The organism is Streptomyces sp. BBFR25, from assembly GCF_044590125.1.
Lineage (GTDB): Bacteria > Actinomycetota > Actinomycetes > Streptomycetales > Streptomycetaceae > Streptomyces > Streptomyces canus_D.
The window spans coordinates 5,203,130-5,223,560 of sequence record NZ_CP172447.1; the positions used below are offsets into that span (position 1 = coordinate 5,203,130).

The 20,431-nt window shown below is 71.4% G+C and carries 21 protein-coding genes; 12 read left to right on the forward strand and 9 right to left on the reverse strand.

Annotated elements, in window-relative coordinates:
- Positions 1-18 precede the first annotated feature (18 nt).
- The 8 genes from ACGH52_RS23895 to ACGH52_RS23930 all read left to right on the forward strand — a co-directional run bounded on the left by ACGH52_RS23895 (position 19) and on the right by ACGH52_RS23930 (position 9,053).
- Positions 19-1,062: a BMP family protein gene (locus ACGH52_RS23895; RefSeq protein ID WP_399942188.1), complete on the forward strand. Its 1,044-nt coding sequence runs from the start codon at positions 19-21 to the stop codon at positions 1,060-1,062.
- Positions 1,063-1,344: 282 nt separating this feature from the next.
- Positions 1,345-2,391, forward strand: a complete 1,047-nt coding sequence (locus ACGH52_RS23900) for a BMP family protein (RefSeq protein WP_399942191.1) — start codon at positions 1,345-1,347, stop codon at positions 2,389-2,391.
- 239 nt (positions 2,392-2,630) lie between these two features.
- On the forward strand, positions 2,631-4,250 hold the full coding sequence (locus tag ACGH52_RS23905; RefSeq protein ID WP_210975911.1) for an ABC transporter ATP-binding protein: 1,620 nt from the start codon (positions 2,631-2,633) through the stop codon (positions 4,248-4,250).
- A complete protein-coding gene (locus ACGH52_RS23910) occupies positions 4,250-5,374 on the forward strand; it encodes an ABC transporter permease (RefSeq protein WP_059302212.1) in 1,125 nt (374 codons plus the stop codon). The genes ACGH52_RS23905 and ACGH52_RS23910 overlap by 1 nt, the downstream gene beginning before the upstream one ends.
- On the forward strand, positions 5,371-6,645 hold the full coding sequence (locus ACGH52_RS23915; protein ID WP_121703834.1) for an ABC transporter permease: 1,275 nt from the start codon (positions 5,371-5,373) through the stop codon (positions 6,643-6,645). Before ACGH52_RS23910 ends, ACGH52_RS23915 begins: the two co-directional genes overlap by 4 nt.
- Complete coding sequence (locus ACGH52_RS23920; RefSeq protein ID WP_121703835.1) at positions 6,642-7,034, forward strand: cytidine deaminase; 393 nt, start codon at positions 6,642-6,644, stop codon at positions 7,032-7,034. The genes ACGH52_RS23915 and ACGH52_RS23920 overlap by 4 nt, the downstream gene beginning before the upstream one ends.
- Before the next feature lie 35 nt (positions 7,035-7,069).
- Complete coding sequence (locus tag ACGH52_RS23925) at positions 7,070-8,347, forward strand: thymidine phosphorylase (RefSeq protein ID WP_399942197.1); 1,278 nt, start codon at positions 7,070-7,072, stop codon at positions 8,345-8,347.
- 121 nt (positions 8,348-8,468) lie between these two features.
- Positions 8,469-9,053: a Uma2 family endonuclease gene (locus ACGH52_RS23930; protein ID WP_076975962.1), complete on the forward strand. Its 585-nt coding sequence runs from the start codon at positions 8,469-8,471 to the stop codon at positions 9,051-9,053.
- Between the two features lie 6 nt (positions 9,054-9,059).
- Here the strand turns inward: ACGH52_RS23930 and ACGH52_RS23935 are convergent, their stop codons facing one another.
- The gene (locus ACGH52_RS23935) at positions 9,060-9,980 is read right to left on the reverse strand and encodes an AEC family transporter (RefSeq protein ID WP_361460000.1); all 921 of its coding nucleotides are present in this window, start codon (positions 9,978-9,980) and stop codon (positions 9,060-9,062) included.
- A 134-nt stretch (positions 9,981-10,114) separates the two neighbouring features.
- Between ACGH52_RS23935 and ACGH52_RS23940 the strand changes: the two genes are divergently transcribed.
- Positions 10,115-10,501 (forward strand): STAS domain-containing protein, encoded by a 387-nt coding sequence (locus tag ACGH52_RS23940; protein ID WP_076975964.1) that lies wholly within the window; start codon positions 10,115-10,117, stop codon positions 10,499-10,501.
- Here the strand turns inward: ACGH52_RS23940 and ACGH52_RS23945 are convergent.
- Positions 10,394-11,398, reverse strand: coding sequence for a sigma-70 family RNA polymerase sigma factor (locus tag ACGH52_RS23945; RefSeq protein ID WP_059302205.1), 1,005 nt, complete (start codon positions 11,396-11,398; stop codon positions 10,394-10,396). The two genes, ACGH52_RS23940 and ACGH52_RS23945, sit on opposite strands and share 108 nt — an antisense overlap.
- Positions 11,399-11,525: 127 nt before the next feature.
- Positions 11,526-12,827: an MFS transporter gene (locus ACGH52_RS23950; RefSeq protein WP_121703838.1), complete on the reverse strand. Its 1,302-nt coding sequence runs from the start codon at positions 12,825-12,827 to the stop codon at positions 11,526-11,528.
- Between the two features lie 63 nt (positions 12,828-12,890).
- Here ACGH52_RS23950 and ACGH52_RS23955 point away from each other — a divergent pair, with 63 nt between their 5' ends.
- Entirely contained in the window at positions 12,891-13,844 is a 954-nt protein-coding gene (locus ACGH52_RS23955) for a LysR family transcriptional regulator (RefSeq protein WP_059302203.1), read from the forward strand.
- A gap of 22 nt (positions 13,845-13,866) precedes the next feature.
- Here the strand turns inward: ACGH52_RS23955 and ACGH52_RS23960 are convergent, their stop codons facing one another.
- On the reverse strand, positions 13,867-14,628 hold the full coding sequence (locus tag ACGH52_RS23960) for an alpha/beta hydrolase (RefSeq protein ID WP_076975967.1): 762 nt from the start codon (positions 14,626-14,628) through the stop codon (positions 13,867-13,869).
- A 135-nt stretch (positions 14,629-14,763) separates the two neighbouring features.
- On the opposite strand from ACGH52_RS23960, the gene ACGH52_RS23965 reads away from it, so the two are divergent.
- Positions 14,764-15,954 carry an adenosine deaminase gene (locus ACGH52_RS23965; RefSeq protein ID WP_399942204.1) on the forward strand — a complete coding sequence of 397 codons (1,191 nt, stop codon included), beginning with the start codon at positions 14,764-14,766 and terminating at the stop codon, positions 15,952-15,954.
- Positions 15,955-16,094: 140 nt separating this feature from the next.
- Positions 16,095-16,463, forward strand: coding sequence for a hypothetical protein (locus ACGH52_RS23970; RefSeq protein ID WP_059302201.1), 369 nt, complete (start codon positions 16,095-16,097; stop codon positions 16,461-16,463).
- A gap of 84 nt (positions 16,464-16,547) precedes the next feature.
- Here the strand turns inward: ACGH52_RS23970 and ACGH52_RS23975 are convergent, their stop codons facing one another.
- The 5 genes from ACGH52_RS23975 to afsQ1 all read right to left on the reverse strand — a co-directional run bounded on the left by ACGH52_RS23975 (position 16,548) and on the right by afsQ1 (position 20,396).
- Complete coding sequence (locus ACGH52_RS23975; protein ID WP_059302200.1) at positions 16,548-16,751, reverse strand: PspC domain-containing protein; 204 nt, start codon at positions 16,749-16,751, stop codon at positions 16,548-16,550.
- 95 nt (positions 16,752-16,846) lie between these two features.
- Entirely contained in the window at positions 16,847-17,398 is a 552-nt protein-coding gene (locus tag ACGH52_RS23980) for a VanZ family protein (protein WP_059302199.1), read from the reverse strand.
- Between the two features lie 102 nt (positions 17,399-17,500).
- Positions 17,501-18,112 carry a hypothetical protein gene (locus ACGH52_RS23985; protein WP_399942208.1) on the reverse strand — a complete coding sequence of 204 codons (612 nt, stop codon included), beginning with the start codon at positions 18,110-18,112 and terminating at the stop codon, positions 17,501-17,503.
- On the reverse strand, positions 18,112-19,722 hold the full coding sequence (locus ACGH52_RS23990; RefSeq protein WP_399942211.1) for an ATP-binding protein: 1,611 nt from the start codon (positions 19,720-19,722) through the stop codon (positions 18,112-18,114). The genes ACGH52_RS23985 and ACGH52_RS23990 overlap by 1 nt, the downstream gene beginning before the upstream one ends.
- Positions 19,719-20,396: a two-component system response regulator AfsQ1 gene (afsQ1, locus tag ACGH52_RS23995; protein ID WP_055418182.1), complete on the reverse strand. Its 678-nt coding sequence runs from the start codon at positions 20,394-20,396 to the stop codon at positions 19,719-19,721. Before afsQ1 ends, ACGH52_RS23990 begins: the two co-directional genes overlap by 4 nt.
- Between the last annotated feature and the right edge of the window lie 35 nt (positions 20,397-20,431).

A 20,431-nucleotide genomic window follows, 5' to 3' on the forward strand; every position in this document is an offset into this window, starting at 1 on the left:
GAGAATGGGGAACCTCAGATGCGTCGGATATCGAGACTGACCCGCGTCGCGGTGGGGGCCGCGTCGCTCGCCCTCGCGGCCACGGCCTGCGGCGGCACCAGCGGCGAGAGCGGCGACGACGGCGGTGACGACAAGGGCCTCGCCATCGCGTACGACATCGGCGGCAAGGGCGACCAGTCCTTCAACGACGCCGCGTACGCCGGTCTGCAGCGGGCCCAGAAGGAGTTCGGCTACAAGACCGCCGACGTCGAGCCCACCGACGGCGAGACGGACGCCGACAAGGAACAGCGCCTGACCTCCCTGGCCAAGCAGGGCTACAACCCCGTGATCGGTGTCGGCTTCGCCTACGGCCCGGCGATGAAGGCCGTCGCCGCCAAGTACCCGGACACCACCTTCGGCATCGTCGACTCCGTGGTCGAGGGCAAGAACGTCGCCTCCCTCGTCTTCGCCGAGAACGAGGCCTCCTACCTGGCCGGCGTCGCCGCGGCCAAGGCCACCAAGTCCAAGACCGTCGGCTTCGTGGGCGGTGTGGACGTCCCGCTGATCCACAAGTTCGAGGCCGGGTTCGAGCAGGGCGTCAAGGACACCGACCCCAAGGTCAAGGTGCTCTCGCAGTACCTGACGCAGACCGCGGAGGAGGGCGGCTTCTCCAGCCCCGACAAGGGCAAGGCCGCCGCCGAGGGCCAGATCGAGAAGAAGGCCGATGTGGTGTACGCGGCGGCCGGTCTCTCCGGTCAGGGCGTGATCGAGGCGGCCGCGAAGGCGCAGATCTGGGCGATCGGCGTCGACTCGGACCAGTACAAGCAGGAGGCCCTCGCGGCCTACAAGGACTCCATCCTGACCTCCGCCCTCAAGGACATCAACGGCGCGGTCTTCGCCCTGGCCGAGTCCGTCGAGGGCGACAAGCCGCTGACCGGCACCCGCACCTTCGACCTGAAGTCCGACGGCGTGGGCCTGTCCGACAGCAACCCGAAGTTCGCCGAGGTCCCCGGGGCGAAGGAAGCCGTGGAGAAGGCCAAGGCCGGCATCGTCGACGGCTCCATCAAGGTCGCCACGGAGTAACCGCGGCAGCCGCGCCGGTACGGCACGCGACCCGACGAAGCGGACGGACACCCCGGGTGCCCGTCCGCTTCCGCGTTCCGAGACCGGCGCCCCAGGCGTCACACTCCGCCACCTCCCGTTCGCGTCCGGCAAGCCGCCGCCTCCCTGCGCGTCACCTTGCTCACGGGCGGATAACAAGGTGGACAGAAGGGGTTTTCAGGCAGGTCTACGCGCGTTAATCTGCGGCAAAGCCAGCGCCGCAGCCGAACCGTCCCCGGCGCTTGTACGACAGGAGCACCAGACATGCGCCGGATTTCCCGGATCACGGTCGCAGGCGCAGCGACCGCCTCCCTGGCCCTCGCCCTCGCCGCCTGCGGTGGTACCTCGACCGACTCCGGTTCGGAGTCCAAGGGGGACAAGGGCCTCGCCATCGCGTACGACATCGGCGGCAAGGGCGACCAGTCCTTCAACGACGCCGCGTACGCCGGTCTGGAGCAGGCCAAGAAGGAGTTCGGCTACGAGACGGCCGACGTCGAGCCCACCGACGGCGAGACCGACGCCGACAAGGAGCAGCGGCTGTCCTCGCTGGCGAAGCAGGGTTACAACCCGGTCGTCGGCATCGGCTACGCCTACGCCTCCGCGATGAAGAACGTCGCCGCCAAGTACCCGGACACCACCTTCGGCATCGTCGACGACGCCACGATCGAGGCGAAGAACGTCGCGGACCTGGTCTTCAACGAGCAGGAGGCGTCCTACCTCGCCGGTGTCGCCGCCGCCAAGAGCACCAAGACCAACACGGTCGGCTTCGTGGGCGGTGTGGACGTCCCGCTGATCCACAAGTTCCAGGCCGGCTACGAGCAGGGCGTCAAGGACACCGACCCGAAGATCAAGGTCGTCTCCCAGTACCTGACGCAGACCGCGGAGGAGGGCGGCTTCTCCAGCCCCGACAAGGGCAAGACCGCCGCCGAGGGCCAGATCGAGAAGAAGGCCGACGTCGTGTACGCGGCGGCCGGTCTCTCCGGTCAGGGCGTGATCGAGGCCGCCGCCGCCAACAAGGTCTGGGCGATCGGCGTCGACTCCGACCAGTACAAGCAGGAAGCCCTCGCGAAGTACAAGGACTTCATCCTGACGTCGGCCACCAAGGACGTCGCCAAGGCGGTCCACAACCTTGCGAAGTCGGTCGAGGACGGCAAGCCGGAGACCGGTATCGTTCGGGGCGATCTGAAGTCCGGCGAGGTCGGTCTCTCGGACTCCAACCCGAAGTTCGCGGACGACGCCGAGCTCCAGGCAGCCATCGAGACGGCCAAGGAGAAGATCATCGACGGCGAGATCAAGGTCAAGAGCAGCTGAACGGCTGAGTAGCACCAGCAACACCTCGAACAGCGTGTAACCGCGCCGGCCCGGCCGTGCGGCGGGGTACGGGGAGAGCGTCCTCGAAGTCGCCCTCCCCGTACCCCGTCGCGTCGATGTGCCGCCGCCGCTTTTAGATGCCGTAGGGGCGCTACGCGCGTAGACGGCCCCCGTCCCCAGGAGAGTGCGCCATCGACGCGTCCAGCAGCCCTCCGGCGAAAGCGGCGGTCAACGAACCGGTGACCGCCGTCGAACTCGCCGGGATCACCAAGCGTTTCCCCGGAGTCGTGGCCAACCACGACATCCACCTCACCGTCCGCAAGGGCACCGTCCACGCCCTCGTCGGCGAGAACGGCGCCGGCAAGTCGACCCTGATGAAGATCCTCTACGGCATGCAGAAGCCGGACGAGGGCACCATCGCGGTCGACGGCGAGAAGGTGACCTTCTCCTCGCCCGCCGACGCCATCGTGCGCGGCATCGGCATGGTCCACCAGCACTTCATGCTCGCCGACAACCTCACGGTCCTGGAGAACGTGGTCCTCGGCAGCGAGAAGCTCCACGGCATCGGCGCCAGGGCCCGCCGGAGGATCAAGGAGATCTCCGAGCGGTACGGCCTCGGGGTGCGCCCCGACGTCCTCGTCGAGGAGCTGGGCGTCGCCGCCCGCCAGCGCGTGGAGATCCTCAAGGTCCTCTACCGCGGCGCCCGCACGCTGATCCTCGACGAGCCCACGGCCGTCCTGGTGCCGCAGGAGGTGGACGCCCTCTTCGACAACCTGCGCGAGCTGAAGGCCGAGGGCCTGTCCGTCATCTTCATCTCCCACAAGCTGGGCGAGGTCCTCTCGGTCGCCGACGAGATCACCGTCATCCGGCGCGGCACGACGGTCGGCACGGCCGTCCCCGCCGAGACCACCCCGCGCCAGCTCGCCGAGCTGATGGTCGGCAGCGAGCTGCCCACGCCGGAGACCGCCGAGTCCACGGTCACCGACCGCCCGGTCCTCACCGTCGACACGCTGCGCCTCGCGGCCCCCGGCGGCAAGGCCCTGCTCGACGACATCTCCTTCACCATCCACGCCGGTGAGGTGCTGGGCATCGCCGGCGTCGAGGGCAACGGCCAGACCGAGCTGGTCGACGCCCTCATCGGCCTGCGCCACGCCGACTCCGGCACCATCCGCTTCCTCGACCAGGACATCACCGCGCTGCCCACCCGCAAGCGCCGCGAGCAGGGCGTCGGCTACATCCCCGAGGACCGCCACCGCCACGGGCTGCTCCTGGAAGCGCCGCTCTGGGAGAACCGCATCCTCGGCCACGTCACCGAGAAGCCCAACAGCAAGGGCGTCTGGCTGGACCTGAAGAGCGCCCAGCAGGACACCCGCCGCATCGTCGAGACGTACGACGTCCGCACCCCCGGCATCGACGTCACCGCGGCCTCGCTGTCCGGCGGCAACCAGCAGAAGCTGATCGTCGGCCGGGAGATGAGCCACAAGCCGCGCTTCCTGATCGCCGCCCACCCCACGCGCGGCGTGGACGTCGGCGCGCAGGCCGCGATCTGGGACCACATCCGCGAGGCCCGCCGCGAGGGCCTGGCCGTGCTGCTGATCTCCGCCGACCTCGACGAGCTGATCGGCCTGTCCGACACCCTCCGGGTGATCTACGACGGCAAGCTGGTCGCGGACGCCGACCCGGCCACCATCACCCCCGAGGCGCTCGGCTCGGCGATGACCGGCGCCGCCTCCGGACACCTGGAGGACGAGGAGACCCCGAAGCCGTCCAAGGCGTCCCAGCCGTCCCAGCCGTCCAAGTCGCTCAAGTCCCCCGAGGCCCCTGAGTCCCCCGAGTCTCCGGAAGACGAGGCCCGCTGATGAAGAAGTTCGACAAGGAGCGCGTGCTCCTCGCGGTGGCCGGTCCGGTCATCGCGCTCGCCGTGGCCTTCGTGCTCAGCGCGATCGTCCTGATCGCCTCGGGCAAGAACCCGGTCGAACCGTTCGCCCTCATGTTCGAGCAGGCCGGATTCTCCGACATCCAGGTCCTGATCATCAACCAGGCGTCGATGTACTACATCGCGGCCCTCGCGGTGGCCATCGGCTTCCGGATGAACCTGTTCAACATCGGCGTCGACGGCCAGTACCAGCTCGCCGCCATGATGGCCGCGATCGTGGGCGCCCACGCCAACCTGCCGGCCGGCCTCCAGATCCCGCTGCTCCTCCTCACCGCCGTCCTCACCGGCGCCTTCTGGTCCGGCATCGCCGGTGTCCTCAAGGTGACCCGGGGCGTCAGCGAGGTCGTCGCGACGATCATGCTGAACGCCATCGCCACCTCCGTCATCGGCTACCTGTGGCTGCCGGACGTCTTCGGCGTCAAGATCGGCAACAACAACACCACCGGCGAGATGCACGAGTCCGGCTGGATCCCCGGCATCGACATGGGCGCCGCCGGTGAGGTCTACGGCCTGGTCGTCCTCGCCGTCCTCCTCGGCATCGGCTACTGGATCGTCCTCAACCGCACCCGCTTCGGCTTCGACCTGCGTGCCTCAGGCGCCTCCGAGTCCGCCGCCGCGGCCAGCGGCGTCAACCCCAAGCGCATGGTGCTCACCGCGATGCTCATCTCCGGCGGCCTCGCCGGACTCGCGGGCCTGCCCATCCTGCTCGGTGACACCCACACCTACAGCCTCAACTTCCCCACCGGCATCGGCTTCCTCGGCATCGGCATCGCCCTGCTCGGCCGCAACAGCCCGGTCGGCATCGCCTTCGCCGCCCTGCTGTGGGCCTGGCTCGACAAGGCCAGCCCCGAGCTGGACTTCCACGGGTACGACAAGGAGATCGCGGTCATCATGCAGGGCCTGATCGTCCTCTCCGTCGTCGTCTCCTACGAGGCCGTCCGCGAGTGGGGCCTGCGCCGCCAGCAGCGCCGCGTCGGCGCGGAGCTGGCCGCCGGACACGTCCTCGGCGCCACCGACAACTCGAAGAAGGAGGTGGCCGGCCGATGACCGCTCCGACCACAGCGACCGACGTCAACCAGCCGTCGCTGGAGCACGCACCACCGACCGGCCGCCGCATGTCGTGGCCCGTGCTGCTCCTGGTCATCGCCGGTGCCCTGGCGCTGACCTCGATCGTCCGCCTGATCACCGGCGCCAACGGCATCACCAACGTCAGCCAGATGTCCACCGCGCTCCAGCTCGCCGTGCCGATCGGCCTCGCCGGTCTCGGCGGCCTGTGGGCCGAGCGCGCGGGCGTCGTCAACATCGGCCTCGAAGGCATGATGATCCTCGGCACCTGGTTCGGTGCCTGGGCCGGTTTCCAGTGGGGCCCGTGGACCGGCGTCCTCGTCGGCATCATCGGCGGCTGCCTCGGCGGCCTGCTGCACGCCATCGTGACGATCACCTTCAACGTCAACCACATCGTCTCCGGTGTGGCCATCAACATCCTCGCCCTCGGCGCCACCCGCTACCTCGCCCCGCTCGCCTTCGAGGGCCACCAGGGCGGCTCGGCCAAGCAGTCCCCGCCGGTGGACTCCCTCGGCCACTTCTCGATCCCGGGCCTGTCCGGCTGGCTGGACAGCCTCAACGACCAGCACTGGTTCTTCGTCTCGGACATCGCGGGCCTGCTGGGGGGCCTGGTCACGAACGTCTCCTGGCTCACGCTGCTCGCGGTCGCCCTGGTCCCCGCCACCTGGTGGATCCTGTGGCGCACCCCGTTCGGCCTGCGCCTGCGCTCCTGCGGCGAGAACCCGATCGCCGCGGAGTCCCTCGGCGTCAACGTCTACAAGTACAAGTACCTCGCCGTGATCATCTCCGGCGGACTGGCCGGCCTCGGCGGTGTCTTCCTCTCCATCGTGGCCAACCCCTTCTACCTGGAGGGCCAGACCAGCGGCCGCGGCTACATCGGCCTCGCCGCGATGATCTTCGGCAACTGGATGCCGGGCGGCCTCGCCATCGGCGCCGGGCTCTTCGGCTACACCGACAGCCTCAACCTGCGCGGCGGCTCGGCCAACGTGCACGCCCTGCTGCTGCTCGGCGCGCTGCTGCTGGTCGCCGGTGCCATCTGGCTGGTGATCCGCAAGAAGTACGTCAAGGCCGCGATCACCTTCGTCGTCGGCGCCCTGGTCTTCGCCTGGTACGCCGGTACCAACGAGGTCCCCAACCAGGTCGTCTCCGCCACGCCGTACGTCGTCACCCTCGTCGTCCTCGCCCTGTCCGCGCAACGGCTGCGGATGCCCAAGGCGGACGGCATGCAGTACCGCAAGGGCCAGGGCAAGTGACCGGGGCCGACTGGGAGGGGCTGCGCACGGCGGCCCGGGACGCCATGTCCCGGGCGTACGCCCCCTACTCCGGGTACGCCGTGGGCGCCGCCGCCCTGGTCGACGACGGCCGCACCGTCACCGGGTGCAACGTGGAGAACGCCAGCTACGGCATCGGCCTGTGCGCCGAGTGCGGTCTGGTCTCCCAGCTCCAGGTGACGGGCGGGGGCCGGCTGACGCACTTCGTCTGCGTCGACGGCGCGGGCGAGGTACTCGTCCCCTGCGGCCGCTGCCGACAGCTGCTCTACGAGTTCGGCGGCCCGGAGCTGCTGCTCGAGACCCCGGAGGGTGTCCTCCCGCTGTCCCGGATGCTCCCGCAGGCCTTCGGCCCCGACCACCTCACGAAGTAATCCCGCACCACCGTTAGGAAGAGCCAGGTATGGCCATGGACGTCATCTCCGTCATCCGCACCAAGCGGGACCGCGGTGAGCTGAGCGGCGAGCAGATCGACTGGGTCATCGACGCCTACACCCGCGGCGAGGTGGCCGACGAGCAGATGTCCGCGCTCGCGATGGCCATCCTGCTCAACGGCATGAACCGCGGCGAGATCGCCCGCTGGACGGCCGCGATGATCGCCTCGGGCGAGCGCATGGACTTCTCGTCCCTGTCCCGCCCGACCGCCGACAAGCACTCCACGGGCGGCGTCGGCGACAAGATCACCCTGCCGCTGGCGCCCCTGGTGGCGGCGTGCGGCGCGGCCGTGCCGCAGCTCTCCGGCCGCGGCCTCGGCCACACCGGCGGCACGCTGGACAAGCTGGAGTCGATCCCGGGCTGGCGCGCCCTGCTCTCCAACGAGGAGATGCTGGACGTCCTGGACACCACCGGCGCGGTGATCTGCGCGGCGGGCGACGGCCTGGCGCCCGCCGACAAGAAGCTGTACGCGCTGCGCGACGTCACCGGCACGGTCGAGGCGATCCCGCTGATCGCCTCCTCCATCATGTCGAAGAAGATCGCGGAGGGCACCGGCTCGCTGGTCCTGGACGTGAAGGTGGGCTCCGGAGCCTTCATGAAGACCATCGAGGACGCCCGGGAGCTGGCGTCCACGATGGTCGGCCTCGGCACCGACCACGGCGTGAAGACGGTCGCGCTCCTCACGGACATGGCCACCCCCCTCGGCCTCACCGCGGGCAACGCCCTGGAGGTCCGCGAGTCGGTCGAGGTCCTGGCGGGCGGCGGCCCGGCGGACGTGGTCGAGCTGACGTTGGCCCTGGCCCGCGAGATGCTCGACGCGGCGGGCCTGAAGGACGCCGACCCGGCGAAGGCGCTGGCCGACGGCTCCGCGATGGACGTCTGGCGCCGCATGATCGCGGCCCAGGGCGGCGACCCGGACGCGGCCCTGCCCATGTCGAAGGAGCAGCACGTGATCAAGGCGGGCGCCTCCGGCGTCCTGACCCGCCTCGACGCCTACGACATCGGCGTCGCCGCCTGGCGCCTGGGCGCGGGCCGCGCCCGCAAGGAGGACCCGGTGCAGGCCGCCGCGGGCGTCGAACTCCACGCCAAGCCCGGCGACACGGTCACCGCGGGCCAGCCCCTCCTCACCCTCCACACGGACACCCCGGACCGCTTCGAGTACGCGCTCGCGGCGGTGGAGGGCGCGTACGACGTGGCCCCGGCCGGCACGGCCTTCACCGCCTCGCCGGTGGTGCGGGAACGTATCGCCTGACCTGCGCCCGCGGCCGGAGGCCGCTGATGTCACAGCCCATTCGGGTGAACGGGACCGGTAGACCAGTGCCGGTCCCGTTCGGCATGCTGGGATCGGTGACGCATCGATTGGAGACACCGCCATGAGCGCACTCAGTGCCGAGCCGACCCCCGGAGGGGCGGGCTGGGACGAGATCGTCCGTGTCCTGGAGGAGACGGACGCTCCGGAGGGCAGCAAGGTGGAGATCATTGAAGGGATCGTCACCGTGGCGCCTCCGCCGTCAGAAGCGCACAACGACACCGCCGAACTGCTCCAGCTGAGTCTCTACACCGCTGTCCCCGAGGGATGTGGCATCTATCAGACTCTGGGACTGGGGGTCCCGGAGACTGCGGGCGTTTTCCAGCCTGATCTGTGCGTGGTGCCCAGAGTGGCGTTGCGGCAGGGCAGGAGGGTGCATGCGAGTGAGGCGGAGTTGGTCGTCGAAGTCACCTCGCGCAGCAATGCCAATCACGACCGGATCAAGAAGGTCAGGGGATATGCCCGGGCCGGTGTTCCCCTCTACCTTCTTCTGGACCCCTGGCACAGCGGATGCCCGACGGTCACGCTTTACGGGGTCCCTGAGGACGGCACCTATCGCGTCCTGGCGTCTGTGGAGTACGGCGAGAAGTTGACCCTGCCGAGCCCCTTCGACCTGGAAATCGACACGGGCGTCTTCCCCACGAGCTGAGGCTCCTCACCCCAACACCGCCGCCACCCCCACCAGCACCGGCACGGACACCACCGTCGACACCAGGATCGCGTCCCGGGCCAGGCGCTCGCCCACCCCGTAGGTCGACGCGTACGTGTACAGGTTCTGCGCGGCCGGCAGCGCCGACGTCACCACCACGTCGAGGAGTTGGGGGCCCCGCAGACCGAAGACCCCCGACGCCAGTGCCCAGGCCACCGCGGGCTGCCCCACCGCCTTCAGCGCGACGGCGAGCAGGACCGGCCGCCGTTCCACGCCCCGCAGCGGCATCGTGGAGCCGCACAGGCCGATGCCGAAGGCCAGCAGCACCGCCGGGACCGACATGTTGCCGATCAGCGTCACCGGGTCCATCACCGCGTCCGGCACCCGAAGGCCGCTCGCGGCCACCGCGACCCCGGCGAGCGAACCCAGCGCGATCGGATTGCGCAGCGGCGTCAGCAGCCGCCGCCACAGCGGGCCCTCGGCGCCCCCGCGCGACAGGTCCAGGATCGTCACCGCGACCGGCGTCACCAGCACCAGCTGGAACAGCAGCACCGGCGCCACCAGCGAGGCGTCGCCGAGGACGTACACGGCGATCGGGATGCCGAGGTTCCCGGAGTTGACGTAGCCGGAGCAGAGCGCGCCGATCGTCGTACGGCCCACGCCCCAGCCGCGTGCGACGCCCACCGCGACGAACACCCCGGCCACCGCCACCGTGGACAGGGCCGTCACCAGGAGCCGGGCGGAGAAGACCACCGACAGGTCGGCCGTCGCCAGCGTGGTGAACAGCAGGGCGGGGGAGGCCACGTGGAAGGCGAGCTTGGTCAGCACCTCGCGGCCCTGCGGGCCGAGGTGTCCGCGCAGGCCGAGCACATAGCCGACCCCGATCACCACCGCGATGACCGCGAACCCGGTCAGCACCCCCTGCACGGCGCCCCCTCGCGGACGGAGCAGCGGTCTCCGGGCGGCGCGGCGGAGGCGGGGCAGGGTATGTGGGGCATACAGCGAACCCTCTGCCGGAGGGCACACTCAGGTCAATGTGATCCCCGACGGGCCCGGCACCGATGAGTTCCGCCGGGCCGCCGGGTCTACCGCACGTGGACGCCGTGACACCCGCCGTACTCGTGCTGCCGGGGCCCGTCTCCCGAGGGGAGACGCCCCGGTTCTGCGACGAGGTGCGCGCGCTGCTGGAAGCCACCCGGGCCGGGGTGGTCGTCTGCGACGTCGGCGGTCTGGGACCGCCGGGGCTCGCCGTCGTCGACCTGCTGGCCCGGCTGGAACTCACCGCCCGGCGGGCCGGGGGCCGGATCAGACTGCGCGACCCCGATCCGGCCCTGCACGCCCTACTGGACCTCGTCGGCCTCCGCTTCGAGACGGAGCGGCAGGTCGAACAGCGGGAACCACCGCTTCGTGTCGAGGAAGCAGTGGAACCCGGTGATGCGGCCGTCTGAGATCTCCAGCACCTGGACCGCCCACGGCGCGAAGCCGCCCGCCTCCGGGTCCGGCTTGTAGTGCGCGAAGGCCGGCAGCCCGTTGGCCTGGACCGGCAGCAGCCGGGAACCGGCGCACGCGGCGCCGAGCGTGGTCATGAACCCGGTGATGTCCGAGGGACCGGCCAGCCACAGGTCGAACGGCGGCATCGTCATCACCGCGTCCTCGTGCAGCAGCGCCGTCAGCGCCGTCATGTCGTACCCCTCGAAGGCCGCGACATAGCGCTCCAGGAGCTTCTGCTGTTCCTCGTCCAGCGGGTCCGACACCGCGGCGTCGGCCCCCCGGTCCGCCCGCTCGGCGAGCGTCGCGCGGGCGCGCTGCAAGGCGCTGTTGACCGAGGCGACCGAGGTGCCGAGCAGCTCGGCGACCTCGCTCGCCCGCCACGCCAGCACCTCGCGCAGGATCAGCACCGCCCGCTGCTTGGGCGGCAGCTGCTGGAGGGCCGCCATGAAGGCGAGCCGCACGGACTCCTTGGCGACCGCGGCCTCGGCCGGGTCCGCGGTCTGCGGCAGTACGCGGGCGTCCGGCATCGGCTCCAGCCAGGTGTGGTCCGGGCGGGGAGACAGGGCGGCCTGGGCGAGCGGCGTCGCCTCCGTCAGGTCCATCGGTCGCGCCCGCTTGTTGCCCGCGGTCAGCATGTCCAGGCAGACGTTGGTCGCGATCCGGTACAGCCAGGAGCGCAGGCTGGAGCGGCCCTCGAACTTGTCGTAGCTCCGCCAGGCGCGGACCAGCGTGTCCTGCACCGCGTCCTCGGCCTCGAAGGAGGAACCGAGCATCCGGTAGCAGTACCCCGTCAGCTCGGGCCGGTGCTTCTCCAACGCGGAGTCCAGCTCCGTCGTCACGGTGCCGTTGGTCATCGTCCACCCACCCCTGTGGCGTCCCGTCGTGCGCGTCTTCGCGCCTCGCACTTCGGAAGCTACCGCAGGGGACTGACAATGGCCTGTGCAGTCAATGAAAGCGCAGGTCGGAGAGGGGGCGGAATCCTCAGCGGGACAGGCTCGGCGTCCGCACCGGGGCGTCGCCGGCCCGGCGGCGGGCGGCCAGCGACCCGGAGACCGTGATCACCACGACGCCCAGTACCGCGAGCACCCCCACCCCGACCGTTCCGGCCCAGCCGCCGGAGTGGAAGGCCACCGCGCCGACCGTGCTGCCCGCGCTGGAGCCCACGTAGTAGGCGGACTGGTAGAGCGCCGAGGCCTGGGCGCGGCCGTGCTGGGCGGTCTTGCCGACCGCCGAGGAGGCCACCGCGTGCCCCGCGAAGAAGCCCGCCGTGATCAGCACCAGACCCAGTAGGACCAGCGGCAGCGACGGCGCCAGGGACAGCAGCAGGCCCGCCGCCGTCGTCCCCGCGCCCAGGTAGAGCGCCCCGCGGCGGCCGAGGCGGCCCACCAGACGGCCCGCCGTCGAGGCCGAGACCGTACCGACCAGGTAGACCAGGAAGATCGAGCCGATCAGGCCCTGGGGGAGGGAGAAGGGCGCCTGGGCCAGGCGGTAGCCGATCACCGTGTAGACGCCGCCGAACACCGTCATGAAGAGGGCGCCGATCGCGTACAGGCGCCGCAGCAGCGGGTTGGCGAGGTGATCGCGGACCGTGCGGACCAGGACGCGGGGTCGCAGCGAGCCCGGTGTGAAGTGCTTCGGCGCCGGGAGCAGCAGCCGGAAGGCCACCGCGCACGCCACCGCGACGAGGCCGATCACCCCGACGGCGACCCGCCAGCCCCACTCCTGGGCGACCCAGCCGGTGATGACCCGGCCGCTCATTCCGCCGACGCTGTTGCCCGCCACGAACAGGCCGATCGCGGTGACCAGCGCCCGCGGCCGCACCTCCTCCGCGAGGTACGCCGTCGCCGAGGCCGGCAGCCCGGCCAGCGCCGCGCCCTGCACCGCCCGCAGCGCGACCAGCGCAGGCAGCGACGGGGCGAAGGGCACCAGCAGCCCGACGGTCACCGCGACCGCCAGCGACGCCGTCATGACCGTGCGCCGCCCGAACCGCTCCGACAGCGCGCTCATCGGCAGCACGAACACCGCGAGGCCACCGGTCGCGGCGGCCACCGTCCAGCTCGCGTCGCTCGCCGTGACGCCGAAGCCGTCCGAGATCAGCGGCAGCAGGGCCTGGGTGGAGTAGAGGAGCGCGAAGGTCGCGACGCCCGCGAGGAAGAGGGCGAGACTCATCCGGCGGTAACCGGGGCCGCCCGGCGTCATGCGCGAGTCGGAGGCGTCGGGGACCGCGGAGGCGGCGGATGCGGCGTCCACGACCGTGGACGCCCCGGTATCGGCGGGAGTCATGCCACGAAGGTACGAAGCCCCTTACTCATCCGTCCAATGCATGGAATGGCCATAATCGTTCCCATGGTGCATCAGCAAAGCTCACGGCCCCGCCTGTCACCGTCCAGTGACACAGAAGACATCGTCGCGCTGCTCGCGCCCCGCCTCGCGCACTTCGCCGGCGTCGCCCGCACCGAGCACGTCACCCGGGCCGCCCAGGAGATGAACGTCCCCCAGTCGACCCTCTCCCGCGCCCTCGTCCGCCTGGAGCAGGACCTCGGCGTCGACCTGTTCGTACGCCGCGGCCGCACCCTCGCGCTGACCGTCGCCGGGCGCACCTTCCTCGGCTCCGTCGAACGCGCCCTCGCCGAGGTCGAGCGCGCCGCCGACGAGGTCCGCGCCGACGCCGACCCGGCCACCGGCAAGGTCGCCTTCGGCTTCCTGCACACCATGGGCGCCGAGACCGTCCCCGGCCTGCTGCACGCCTTCCGCGCCGACCACCCCCGCGTCCGCTTCAGCCTCGTGCAGAACTACGGCGAGGCCATGCTGGAGCGGCTGCGCGCGGGGGAGCTGGACCTGTGCCTGACCTCCCCGGTGCCCGACGCGCCCGACCTGGTCGCCCGCCGCCTCGACGAGCAGAAGCTGCGCCTGGTCGTTCCGGCCGACCATGCCCTGGCCGGCCGCAGGCGGATCCGCCTCGCCGAGGCGGCCGACGAGAACTTCGTGACCCTGGAGCCCGGCTACGGACTGCGCCGCATCACCGACGCCCTGTGCAAGGAGGCCGGTTTCCGGCCCAAGGTGGCCTTCGAGGGAGAGGAGGCGGAGACGCTGCGCGGCCTGGTCGCGGCCGGGCTCGGCGTCGCCCTGCTGCCACCGCCCGCCGTGCCCCGCCCCGGCGTGGTCGAACTGACGGTCACCGCCCCGCGCGCCGCCCGCGAGATCGGCGTGGCCTGGCTGGCGGGCCGCACCGACACACCACCCGTGGCGGCGTTCAAGAAGTTCCTGCTGTCGAGGCGAGGCGGCCTGCTGCCCTCCTGAACCTCGCGACGGGAAGCGTGCGCTAACGCCGCAGCGACTTCCCGAACCCCGCCGCCAGCGGCATCCGCAGCCCCAGGGGCGGGGGAGCGGCCAGGGCGTCCTCCACCGGACGCGAGAAGGACTGCCCGAACAGCACACCCAGCACGAAGTCCTCGGCCAGCGCCGCGACTTCGTCCCGGTACTGGCGCAGCCCGTGACCGTCGGAGTGCACCTCGAACCGGCACACCGCGCGGTTCGCCTTCTTCGCCCGGGAGGCGAGCCGGAACGACAACTCCGGGTCGCTGCGCCCGTCGTTGGTGCCGTGCACGATCAGCACCTGGCGTCCGGCGAGCTGCTTCACCGGTTCGGGTGGCGCGGCCACGTCGTCCTCCGGCAGCCACGGGGCGATCGCCAGCGCCGAGTTGACGGCCTCGTGCCCGGCCGCCCGCAGCGCCGCCCGTGCGCCCATGCCGACGCCGACCAGGCAGACGGGCACGTCCCCGTAGCGCCGTACGGCCTCGGCGGCGGCCCATTCGGCGTCCCGGGCGAGGTGCGCCTCGGCGCCGTTCCAGCCGCGGTAGCGGTAGTGCACGACATGCGTGGCCAGCCCCTCCTCCCGGCCCGCCCGTGCCAGCCTGCGCCCCAACGCGCGTACGGAAGCGGCCGCGAGCAGCGCGGAGGGCCTGCGGTCGGACACCTCGTCGCCCTCGGGGAGCAGCAGCACCACACCGCTCACCGCCGCCCCCTCCGGACCGAGCGTCCGCCCCAGCCGGGCCCGACGGACCGGCGTCGCTTGCTGTGCCATGGCAGAAGATTCTCAGAAGTCCGGGTGTACGGAACCCGTCCGCGCAGTCACCGTTACATATCGGGGAGTCCGTACACCGCATCGGGTCCGGGCGTTCGCCCAGCGTTCTACGCGCGTAGGAGTTAGAGTGCGGAAATGACGAGCCGAAGCACCGAGAAGAGCGCCGCGGCGAGCACCGCGAAGGTCTCCAGGACACCGTCGCCGGACCACATCCGCCGGGCGCCCAAGGTCCTGCTGCACGACCACCTCGACGGCGGGCTGCGTCCCGGCACGGTCGTCGAACTCGCCCGTGAGACCGGCTATCCGGACCTCCCCGAGACCGACGCCGACCAGCTCGGCACCTGGTTCCGGCAGGCCGCCGACTCCGGGTCCCTGGAGCGGTACCTGGAGACCTTCTCCCACACCGTCGGCGTCATGCAGACCCGCGACGCCCTGGTCCGGGTCGCCGCCGAGTGCGCGCAGGACCTCGCCGAGGACGGCGTCGTCTACGCCGAGGTGCGGTACGCGCCCGAGCAGCACCTGGAGAAGGGGCTGACCCTCGAAGAGGTCGTCGAGGCCGTCAACGAGGGCTTCCGGGAGGGCGAGCAGCGCGCCCGGGAGAACGGCCACCGCATCCGGGTCGGCGCCCTGCTCACCGCCATGCGGCACGCCGCCCGCTCCCTGGAGATCGCCGAACTCGCCAACCGCTACCGCGATCTCGGCGTCGTCGGCTTCGACATCGCCGGCGCCGAGGCCGGCTACCCGCCCACCCGGCACCTGGACGCCTTCGAGTACCTGAAGCGGGAGAACAACCACTTCACCATCCACGCCGGTGAGGCGTTCGGGCTGCCGTCCATCTGGCAGGCCCTGCAGTGGTGCGGCGCCGACCGGCTCGGGCACGGGGTGCGCATCATCGACGACATCCAGGTCCACGAGGACGGCTCGGTCAAGCTCGGACAGCTCGCCTCCTACGTCCGGGACAAGCGGATCCCGCTGGAGCTGTGCCCCAGCTCCAACCTCCAGACCGGTGCCGCCGACTCCTACGCCGAGCACCCCATCGGGCTGCTGCGCCGACTGCACTTCCGGGCCACCGTCAACACCGACAACCGGCTGATGTCCCACACCAGCATGAGCCGGGAATTCGAGCACCTGGTCGAGGCGTTCGGTTACACGCTCGACGACATGCAGTGGTTCTCCGTCAATGCGATGAAATCAGCGTTCATTCCTTTCGATGAACGACTGGCCATGATCAATGACGTCATCAAGCCCGGATATGCGGAGCTGAAGTCCGAATGGCTGTTCCAGCAGACGGCTTCGACCAGCGGTTCTTCGGAATCCGAGGAGTGAGTGCGGGGATACGGTAATACGGAAACGCGGGCGGGCATTCACCATCCGTCCGCATTTCGATGTTTGCCGCCGGGGGTGAAGCGTGTTTACGGTCGAGCACCGCTCACATCCCCGTCACCCCATCACGAGGACGCATTTCCATGAAGCAGTCTGCTGCCAAGACCCTCGGCGTCGCCGCCCTCGGTGCCGCCTTCGCCGCCGCCGGCGCGGGTGCGGCCACCGCGGCCCCGGAGCTGCCCGACACCGCGCAGACGGTGGACTCCGTCGTCCGCACCCTCCCCGCGGAGACCGTCTCCCAGGTGGCGCCCGGCGCGGGCAACGCGCTGGAGCAGGGCCGCAAGGTCTCCCACACCGGCCTGACCGCCGCGCAGCCGGTCGTCGAGCAGGTGGTCGCCGAGCAGCTCGCCGAGGGCCCCACCGAGCCGGTCGCCAAGCTGCTCGGCGGAGTGCCGCTGAAGGGGCTGCCCACCCAGGGCCTGCCGGTCAACGGCCTTCCGCTGGGCGGCTGACCCGCCTCCCGCCCACGCGCCGACGGGGCGCACCCGGTCTCACCGGGTGCGCCCCGTCGGCGTACCAGAGGGGAGGTAGGCGCCTCACCAGGCCGTGCGGGCGGCCTTCTCCTCGGACGGGAGCAGGATCCACAGGGCCAGGTAGAGCAGGAACTGCGGGCCGGGCAGCAGGCAGGAGACCACGAAGATCACCCGCATCGTGCCGTTGGAGGTGCCGAAGCGCCGGGCCAGCGCGGCGCACACTCCGCCGATCATGCGGCCGTGGGTGGGGCGGGCGAGGCGGGACATCGCGGCTCCTTCGTGAGCGTGTGGGTGGGGCCGCCCTTCGGCTTCCCCTTCATCTGCCCTCCACGCTACGGAGACGAACGGTACAAAGCGTCGCTCTACGGGGCGATACCGACCCTGGGAATCGTCGGGGTCCGACCCTGAGCGGTCTCCTCCTGGGGGACGTCCTCCCGCCCGGCCCGCCGGTACCAGCGACGGATCCGGGCCCGGCCCACCGGGACCACGGCGAGGTGCGCCAGGGCCACACCCACCGTGTTCAGCAGCACCGAGTCGATGTCGACGACCTGACCGGGCACCCCGGTCTGCAACAGCTCGATGCCCACCGACAGCAGGGCGGCCGCGGCCGTGGTGCGCAGCAGGGACGCCAGCGGCGAGACGTGCAGCCGCCCGCCGGCCATCGGCAGCAGCACGCCGAGCGGTGCCAGCAGGATCAGCGCCCCGCCCAGCGAACGAGCCGCCGCGGGCCCGCCCAGCGCCAGGTCGGCGCGGATCCCGGCGAAGGGCCGCACGTTCGGGGGCAGCACCCAGGGCACGTCCAGCGGCCGCAGCGCGTACCAGGCGACGAACGCGAGATGTGCGACCAGGAGAACGCTTCCTGTCACACGGATGCGGAGCGCGGCGCTGCCGCCGAGGAACCCATGACGCTGCACGTCCCCCTAGACGCGCCCTGCGCCGTGCGCGGTTCCGGGCTCCTACACGCAAGGGTGAGGCTTGCGCCACATGGCCCTTGGGGCAGGGCGCGAGGCCCTCCGTCAGCCGTCCGTGACCTCGTCGGCCGGCGGTTCGTTGCTGCCGGGACGGGCCCGGACCTCGTCCGTGCAGGAGTAGCGGCGGGCGGACCGGTCGGCGGGGCCGGCCAGGATCACCGAGCCGTCGCCCTCGGCCGCGGCCGAGTCGGAGAAGGTGCACACGACCTGCGCGAGGGCGTACGAGGTGAGGTCGTCGGGGCCGGTGCTCAGCCGCAGCGTGTCCTCGGGATCGCCGGAGCGCGGTCCCGTCACGGTGATCCCGCGGTGCACGTCCGAGGTGTACCCGGCCTCCTTCTCCGCGGCCGACGGCTGTGCCGCCAGCTCGTCCAGCAGCCCCTGGGCCACCAGCACGCGCCGCCCGGAGTCCGCGGCGTCGTCCGGCACCCGCACCGTGCGGTCCACCGCCACCAGCGACGAACCGCACAGCAGGAACACCTGCGCGGGCAGACCGGGCGTGGTCCGCGCCGACGCGTCCGGCTCGGCGAGTGAGCAGCGCACCCGCGAGGGCGCCGGGCCGTAGTCCGTGGGCACCTCGGTGGCGCGGATGCCGCACCCGGTCAGCAGCACGGCCAGTACCAGGAGCCCGGAGAGGGCCGGCAGCCGGCGTACGGTCATCAGACCTGTCCCTTCGCGTCCTTGCCCTTGCTCCCGTCGCCCGCGGCCCCCGCCGTGTCCTCGGCCTCCTCGTCGGCGGGCGGGGACGGGTCCTGCGGCAGCCGCAGCGTGAACACCGCGCCGCCCTCAGGGGCGTTCTCGGCGGTGATCCCGCCGCCGTGGATGTGCGCGTTCTCCAGGGCGATGGACAGGCCGAGGCCGCTGCCCTCGGAGCGCGGCCGGGAGGCACTCGCCTTGTAGAAACGGTCGAAGACGTGCGGCAGGACGTCCTCGGGGATGCCGGGGCCGTTGTCCCGCACCCGGATGACGACCTCGTCGTCCGCCCGCGCCACGGACACCCGCACCGGCGACCCGCCGTGCTTGAGCGCGTTGCCGATCAGGTTGGCCAGGATGACGTCCAGGCGGCGCGGGTCGAGCCGGGCGTGGATGCCGCGCTCGGCCTCCAGCTCGACGGCGTCCAGCCAGGCCCGGGCGTCGATGCAGGCGGTGATCTGGTCGGCGACGTCCACGTCGTCCAGGACCAGGCGGGCGGTGCCCGCGTCGAAGCGGGTGACCTCCATCAGGTTCTCCACCAGGTCGTTCAGCCGCCGCGTCTCGCTCACCACCAGCCGTACGGCGGGCTCGACCATCGGGTCGAAACTCCCGCCCTCGCCCTCGCCGGCGAACTCCAGCTCCTCCTCCAGCACCTCCGTCACCGCGGTGAGCGCCGTCAGCGGCGTACGCAGCTCATGGCTCATGTCCGCGACGAAGCGCCGGGAGGCCTGCTCGCGGCCGGCCATGTCCGCGACCCGCTTCTCCAGGTTCTCGGCGGCGCTGTTGAACGTCCGGGACAGATCGGCCAGTTCGTCGGTGCCGGACACGCGCAGCCGGGTGTCCAGCTTCCCCTCGCCCAAGCGGCGCGCCGCGACCCCGAGCCGTTGCACGGGCTTCAGCACGGTCGTCGCCAGGGCCTGCGCCAGCAGCGCGGAACCGAGCAGGGCGAGCGCGGTGGCGATCCCCAGCGACCAGGCGAGCGAGTTCAGGTCCTTGGCCTCCGGTTCCAGCGACTTGAACATGTAGCCGGTCGGACCGCCGCCGATCACCCTCGTGCCGGCCACCAGGTACGGGGTGTCGTCGTCGGTGATCCGCTGCCAGTACAGGTGGTACGGGTGCTTGTTGGCCGAGGTGACCTTCTGCTCCTTGTTCACCGCCGTGCGCAGCGACTCGGGCACGTCGGACAGCGCGAAGCCGCCCAGGCCGCCCGAACTGCCGTACACGGCGCCGCCGTCGGCGTCCTCGGCGACCAGCAGCACGCCGAACCGCTGGCTGCTGTTGGCCATCTGCCCCGCGGTGTGCTGCAACTCGTCCTGCGTGGGGTGCTCGGGCAGCGCGCCCGCCCGGTTCTGCATCTCCTGCTCGAAGTCGCGCAGCACGGCGTCCTGGGTGCGGGTCAGCACCGCCTCCCGGTTCAGCCAATACGCGATGCCGGACGCGGACACGGCGGCGGTGAGCGCGACCAGGCCGAAGACGAGGACCAGCCTCAGGCGCAGGCTGGTGAAGCGCAGCCCGGACCAGAAACCCTTGCGCGCCGCGGCCAGGCCGCGAGTACCCCCCTGGTGTTCCCGTGTCACTGAGGCGGATCCAGCCGGTAGCCGACACCGCGCACGGTACGGATCAGGGTCGGGGACGACGGCACGTCCTCGACCTTGGCGCGCAGCCGCTGCACGCACGCGTCCACCAGCCGGGAGTCACCGAGGTAGTCGTGCTCCCACACCAGCCGCAGCAACTGCTGCCTCGACAGCGCCTGTCCCGGCCGCCGGCTCAGTTCGAGGAGCAGCCGCAGCTCGGTCGGCGTCAGCTGGAGGTCCTCGCCGTTCTTCGTCACGGTCATCGCGGAACGGTCGATGACCAGGCCGCCGAAGCTCGCCGAGTCGGTGGACTCCCGCTCCCCGCGCCGCAGCACGGCCCGGATCCGGGCGTCGAGCACCCGGCCCTGGACGGGTTTGACGACGTAGTCGTCGGCGCCCGACTCGAGACCGACGACCACGTCGATGTCGTCGTTGCGCGCGGTCAGCAGGATGATCGGCAGCTGGTCGGTGCGCCGGATGCGGCGGCACACCTCGAAACCGTCGATGCCGGGCAGCATCACGTCCAGCACGATCAGGTCCGGCCGCTGCTCGCGCAACAGCTTCAGACCGTCCTCACCACTGGCAGCGGTGGCCACCCGGTGGCCCTGGCGGGTCAGGGAGAGCTCCAGGGCCGTACGGATGGCGTCGTCGTCCTCGATCAGCAACAGGGAAGGCACGCGCTCATTCTGGCCCATGAGGGGGTGGGTGTTCG

What these genes read in the sequence shown, in the direction of transcription:
- ACGH52_RS23955 (WP_059302203.1), top strand. Translation starts at nt 12,891, where the DNA reads ATGGTGCATCAGCAAAGCTCACGGCCCCGCCTGTCACCGTCCAGTGAC.
- ACGH52_RS23895 (WP_399942188.1), top strand. Translation starts at nt 19, where the DNA reads ATGCGTCGGATATCGAGACTGACCCGCGTCGCGGTGGGGGCCGCGTCG.
- ACGH52_RS23900 (WP_399942191.1), top strand. Translation starts at nt 1,345, where the DNA reads ATGCGCCGGATTTCCCGGATCACGGTCGCAGGCGCAGCGACCGCCTCC.
- ACGH52_RS23950 (WP_121703838.1), bottom strand. Translation starts at nt 12,827, where the DNA reads ATGACTCCCGCCGATACCGGGGCGTCCACGGTCGTGGACGCCGCATCC.
- ACGH52_RS23930 (WP_076975962.1), top strand. Translation starts at nt 8,469, where the DNA reads ATGAGCGCACTCAGTGCCGAGCCGACCCCCGGAGGGGCGGGCTGGGAC.
- ACGH52_RS23975 (WP_059302200.1), bottom strand. Translation starts at nt 16,751, where the DNA reads ATGTCCCGCCTCGCCCGCCCCACCCACGGCCGCATGATCGGCGGAGTG.
- ACGH52_RS23925 (WP_399942197.1), top strand. Translation starts at nt 7,070, where the DNA reads ATGGACGTCATCTCCGTCATCCGCACCAAGCGGGACCGCGGTGAGCTG.
- ACGH52_RS23915 (WP_121703834.1), top strand. Translation starts at nt 5,371, where the DNA reads ATGACCGCTCCGACCACAGCGACCGACGTCAACCAGCCGTCGCTGGAG.
- ACGH52_RS23910 (WP_059302212.1), top strand. Translation starts at nt 4,250, where the DNA reads ATGAAGAAGTTCGACAAGGAGCGCGTGCTCCTCGCGGTGGCCGGTCCG.
- ACGH52_RS23965 (WP_399942204.1), top strand. Translation starts at nt 14,764, where the DNA reads ATGACGAGCCGAAGCACCGAGAAGAGCGCCGCGGCGAGCACCGCGAAG.
- ACGH52_RS23945 (WP_059302205.1), bottom strand. Translation starts at nt 11,398, where the DNA reads ATGACCAACGGCACCGTGACGACGGAGCTGGACTCCGCGTTGGAGAAG.
- ACGH52_RS23940 (WP_076975964.1), top strand. Translation starts at nt 10,115, where the DNA reads ATGAGTTCCGCCGGGCCGCCGGGTCTACCGCACGTGGACGCCGTGACA.
- ACGH52_RS23970 (WP_059302201.1), top strand. Translation starts at nt 16,095, where the DNA reads ATGAAGCAGTCTGCTGCCAAGACCCTCGGCGTCGCCGCCCTCGGTGCC.
- ACGH52_RS23985 (WP_399942208.1), bottom strand. Translation starts at nt 18,112, where the DNA reads ATGACCGTACGCCGGCTGCCGGCCCTCTCCGGGCTCCTGGTACTGGCC.
- ACGH52_RS23960 (WP_076975967.1), bottom strand. Translation starts at nt 14,628, where the DNA reads ATGGCACAGCAAGCGACGCCGGTCCGTCGGGCCCGGCTGGGGCGGACG.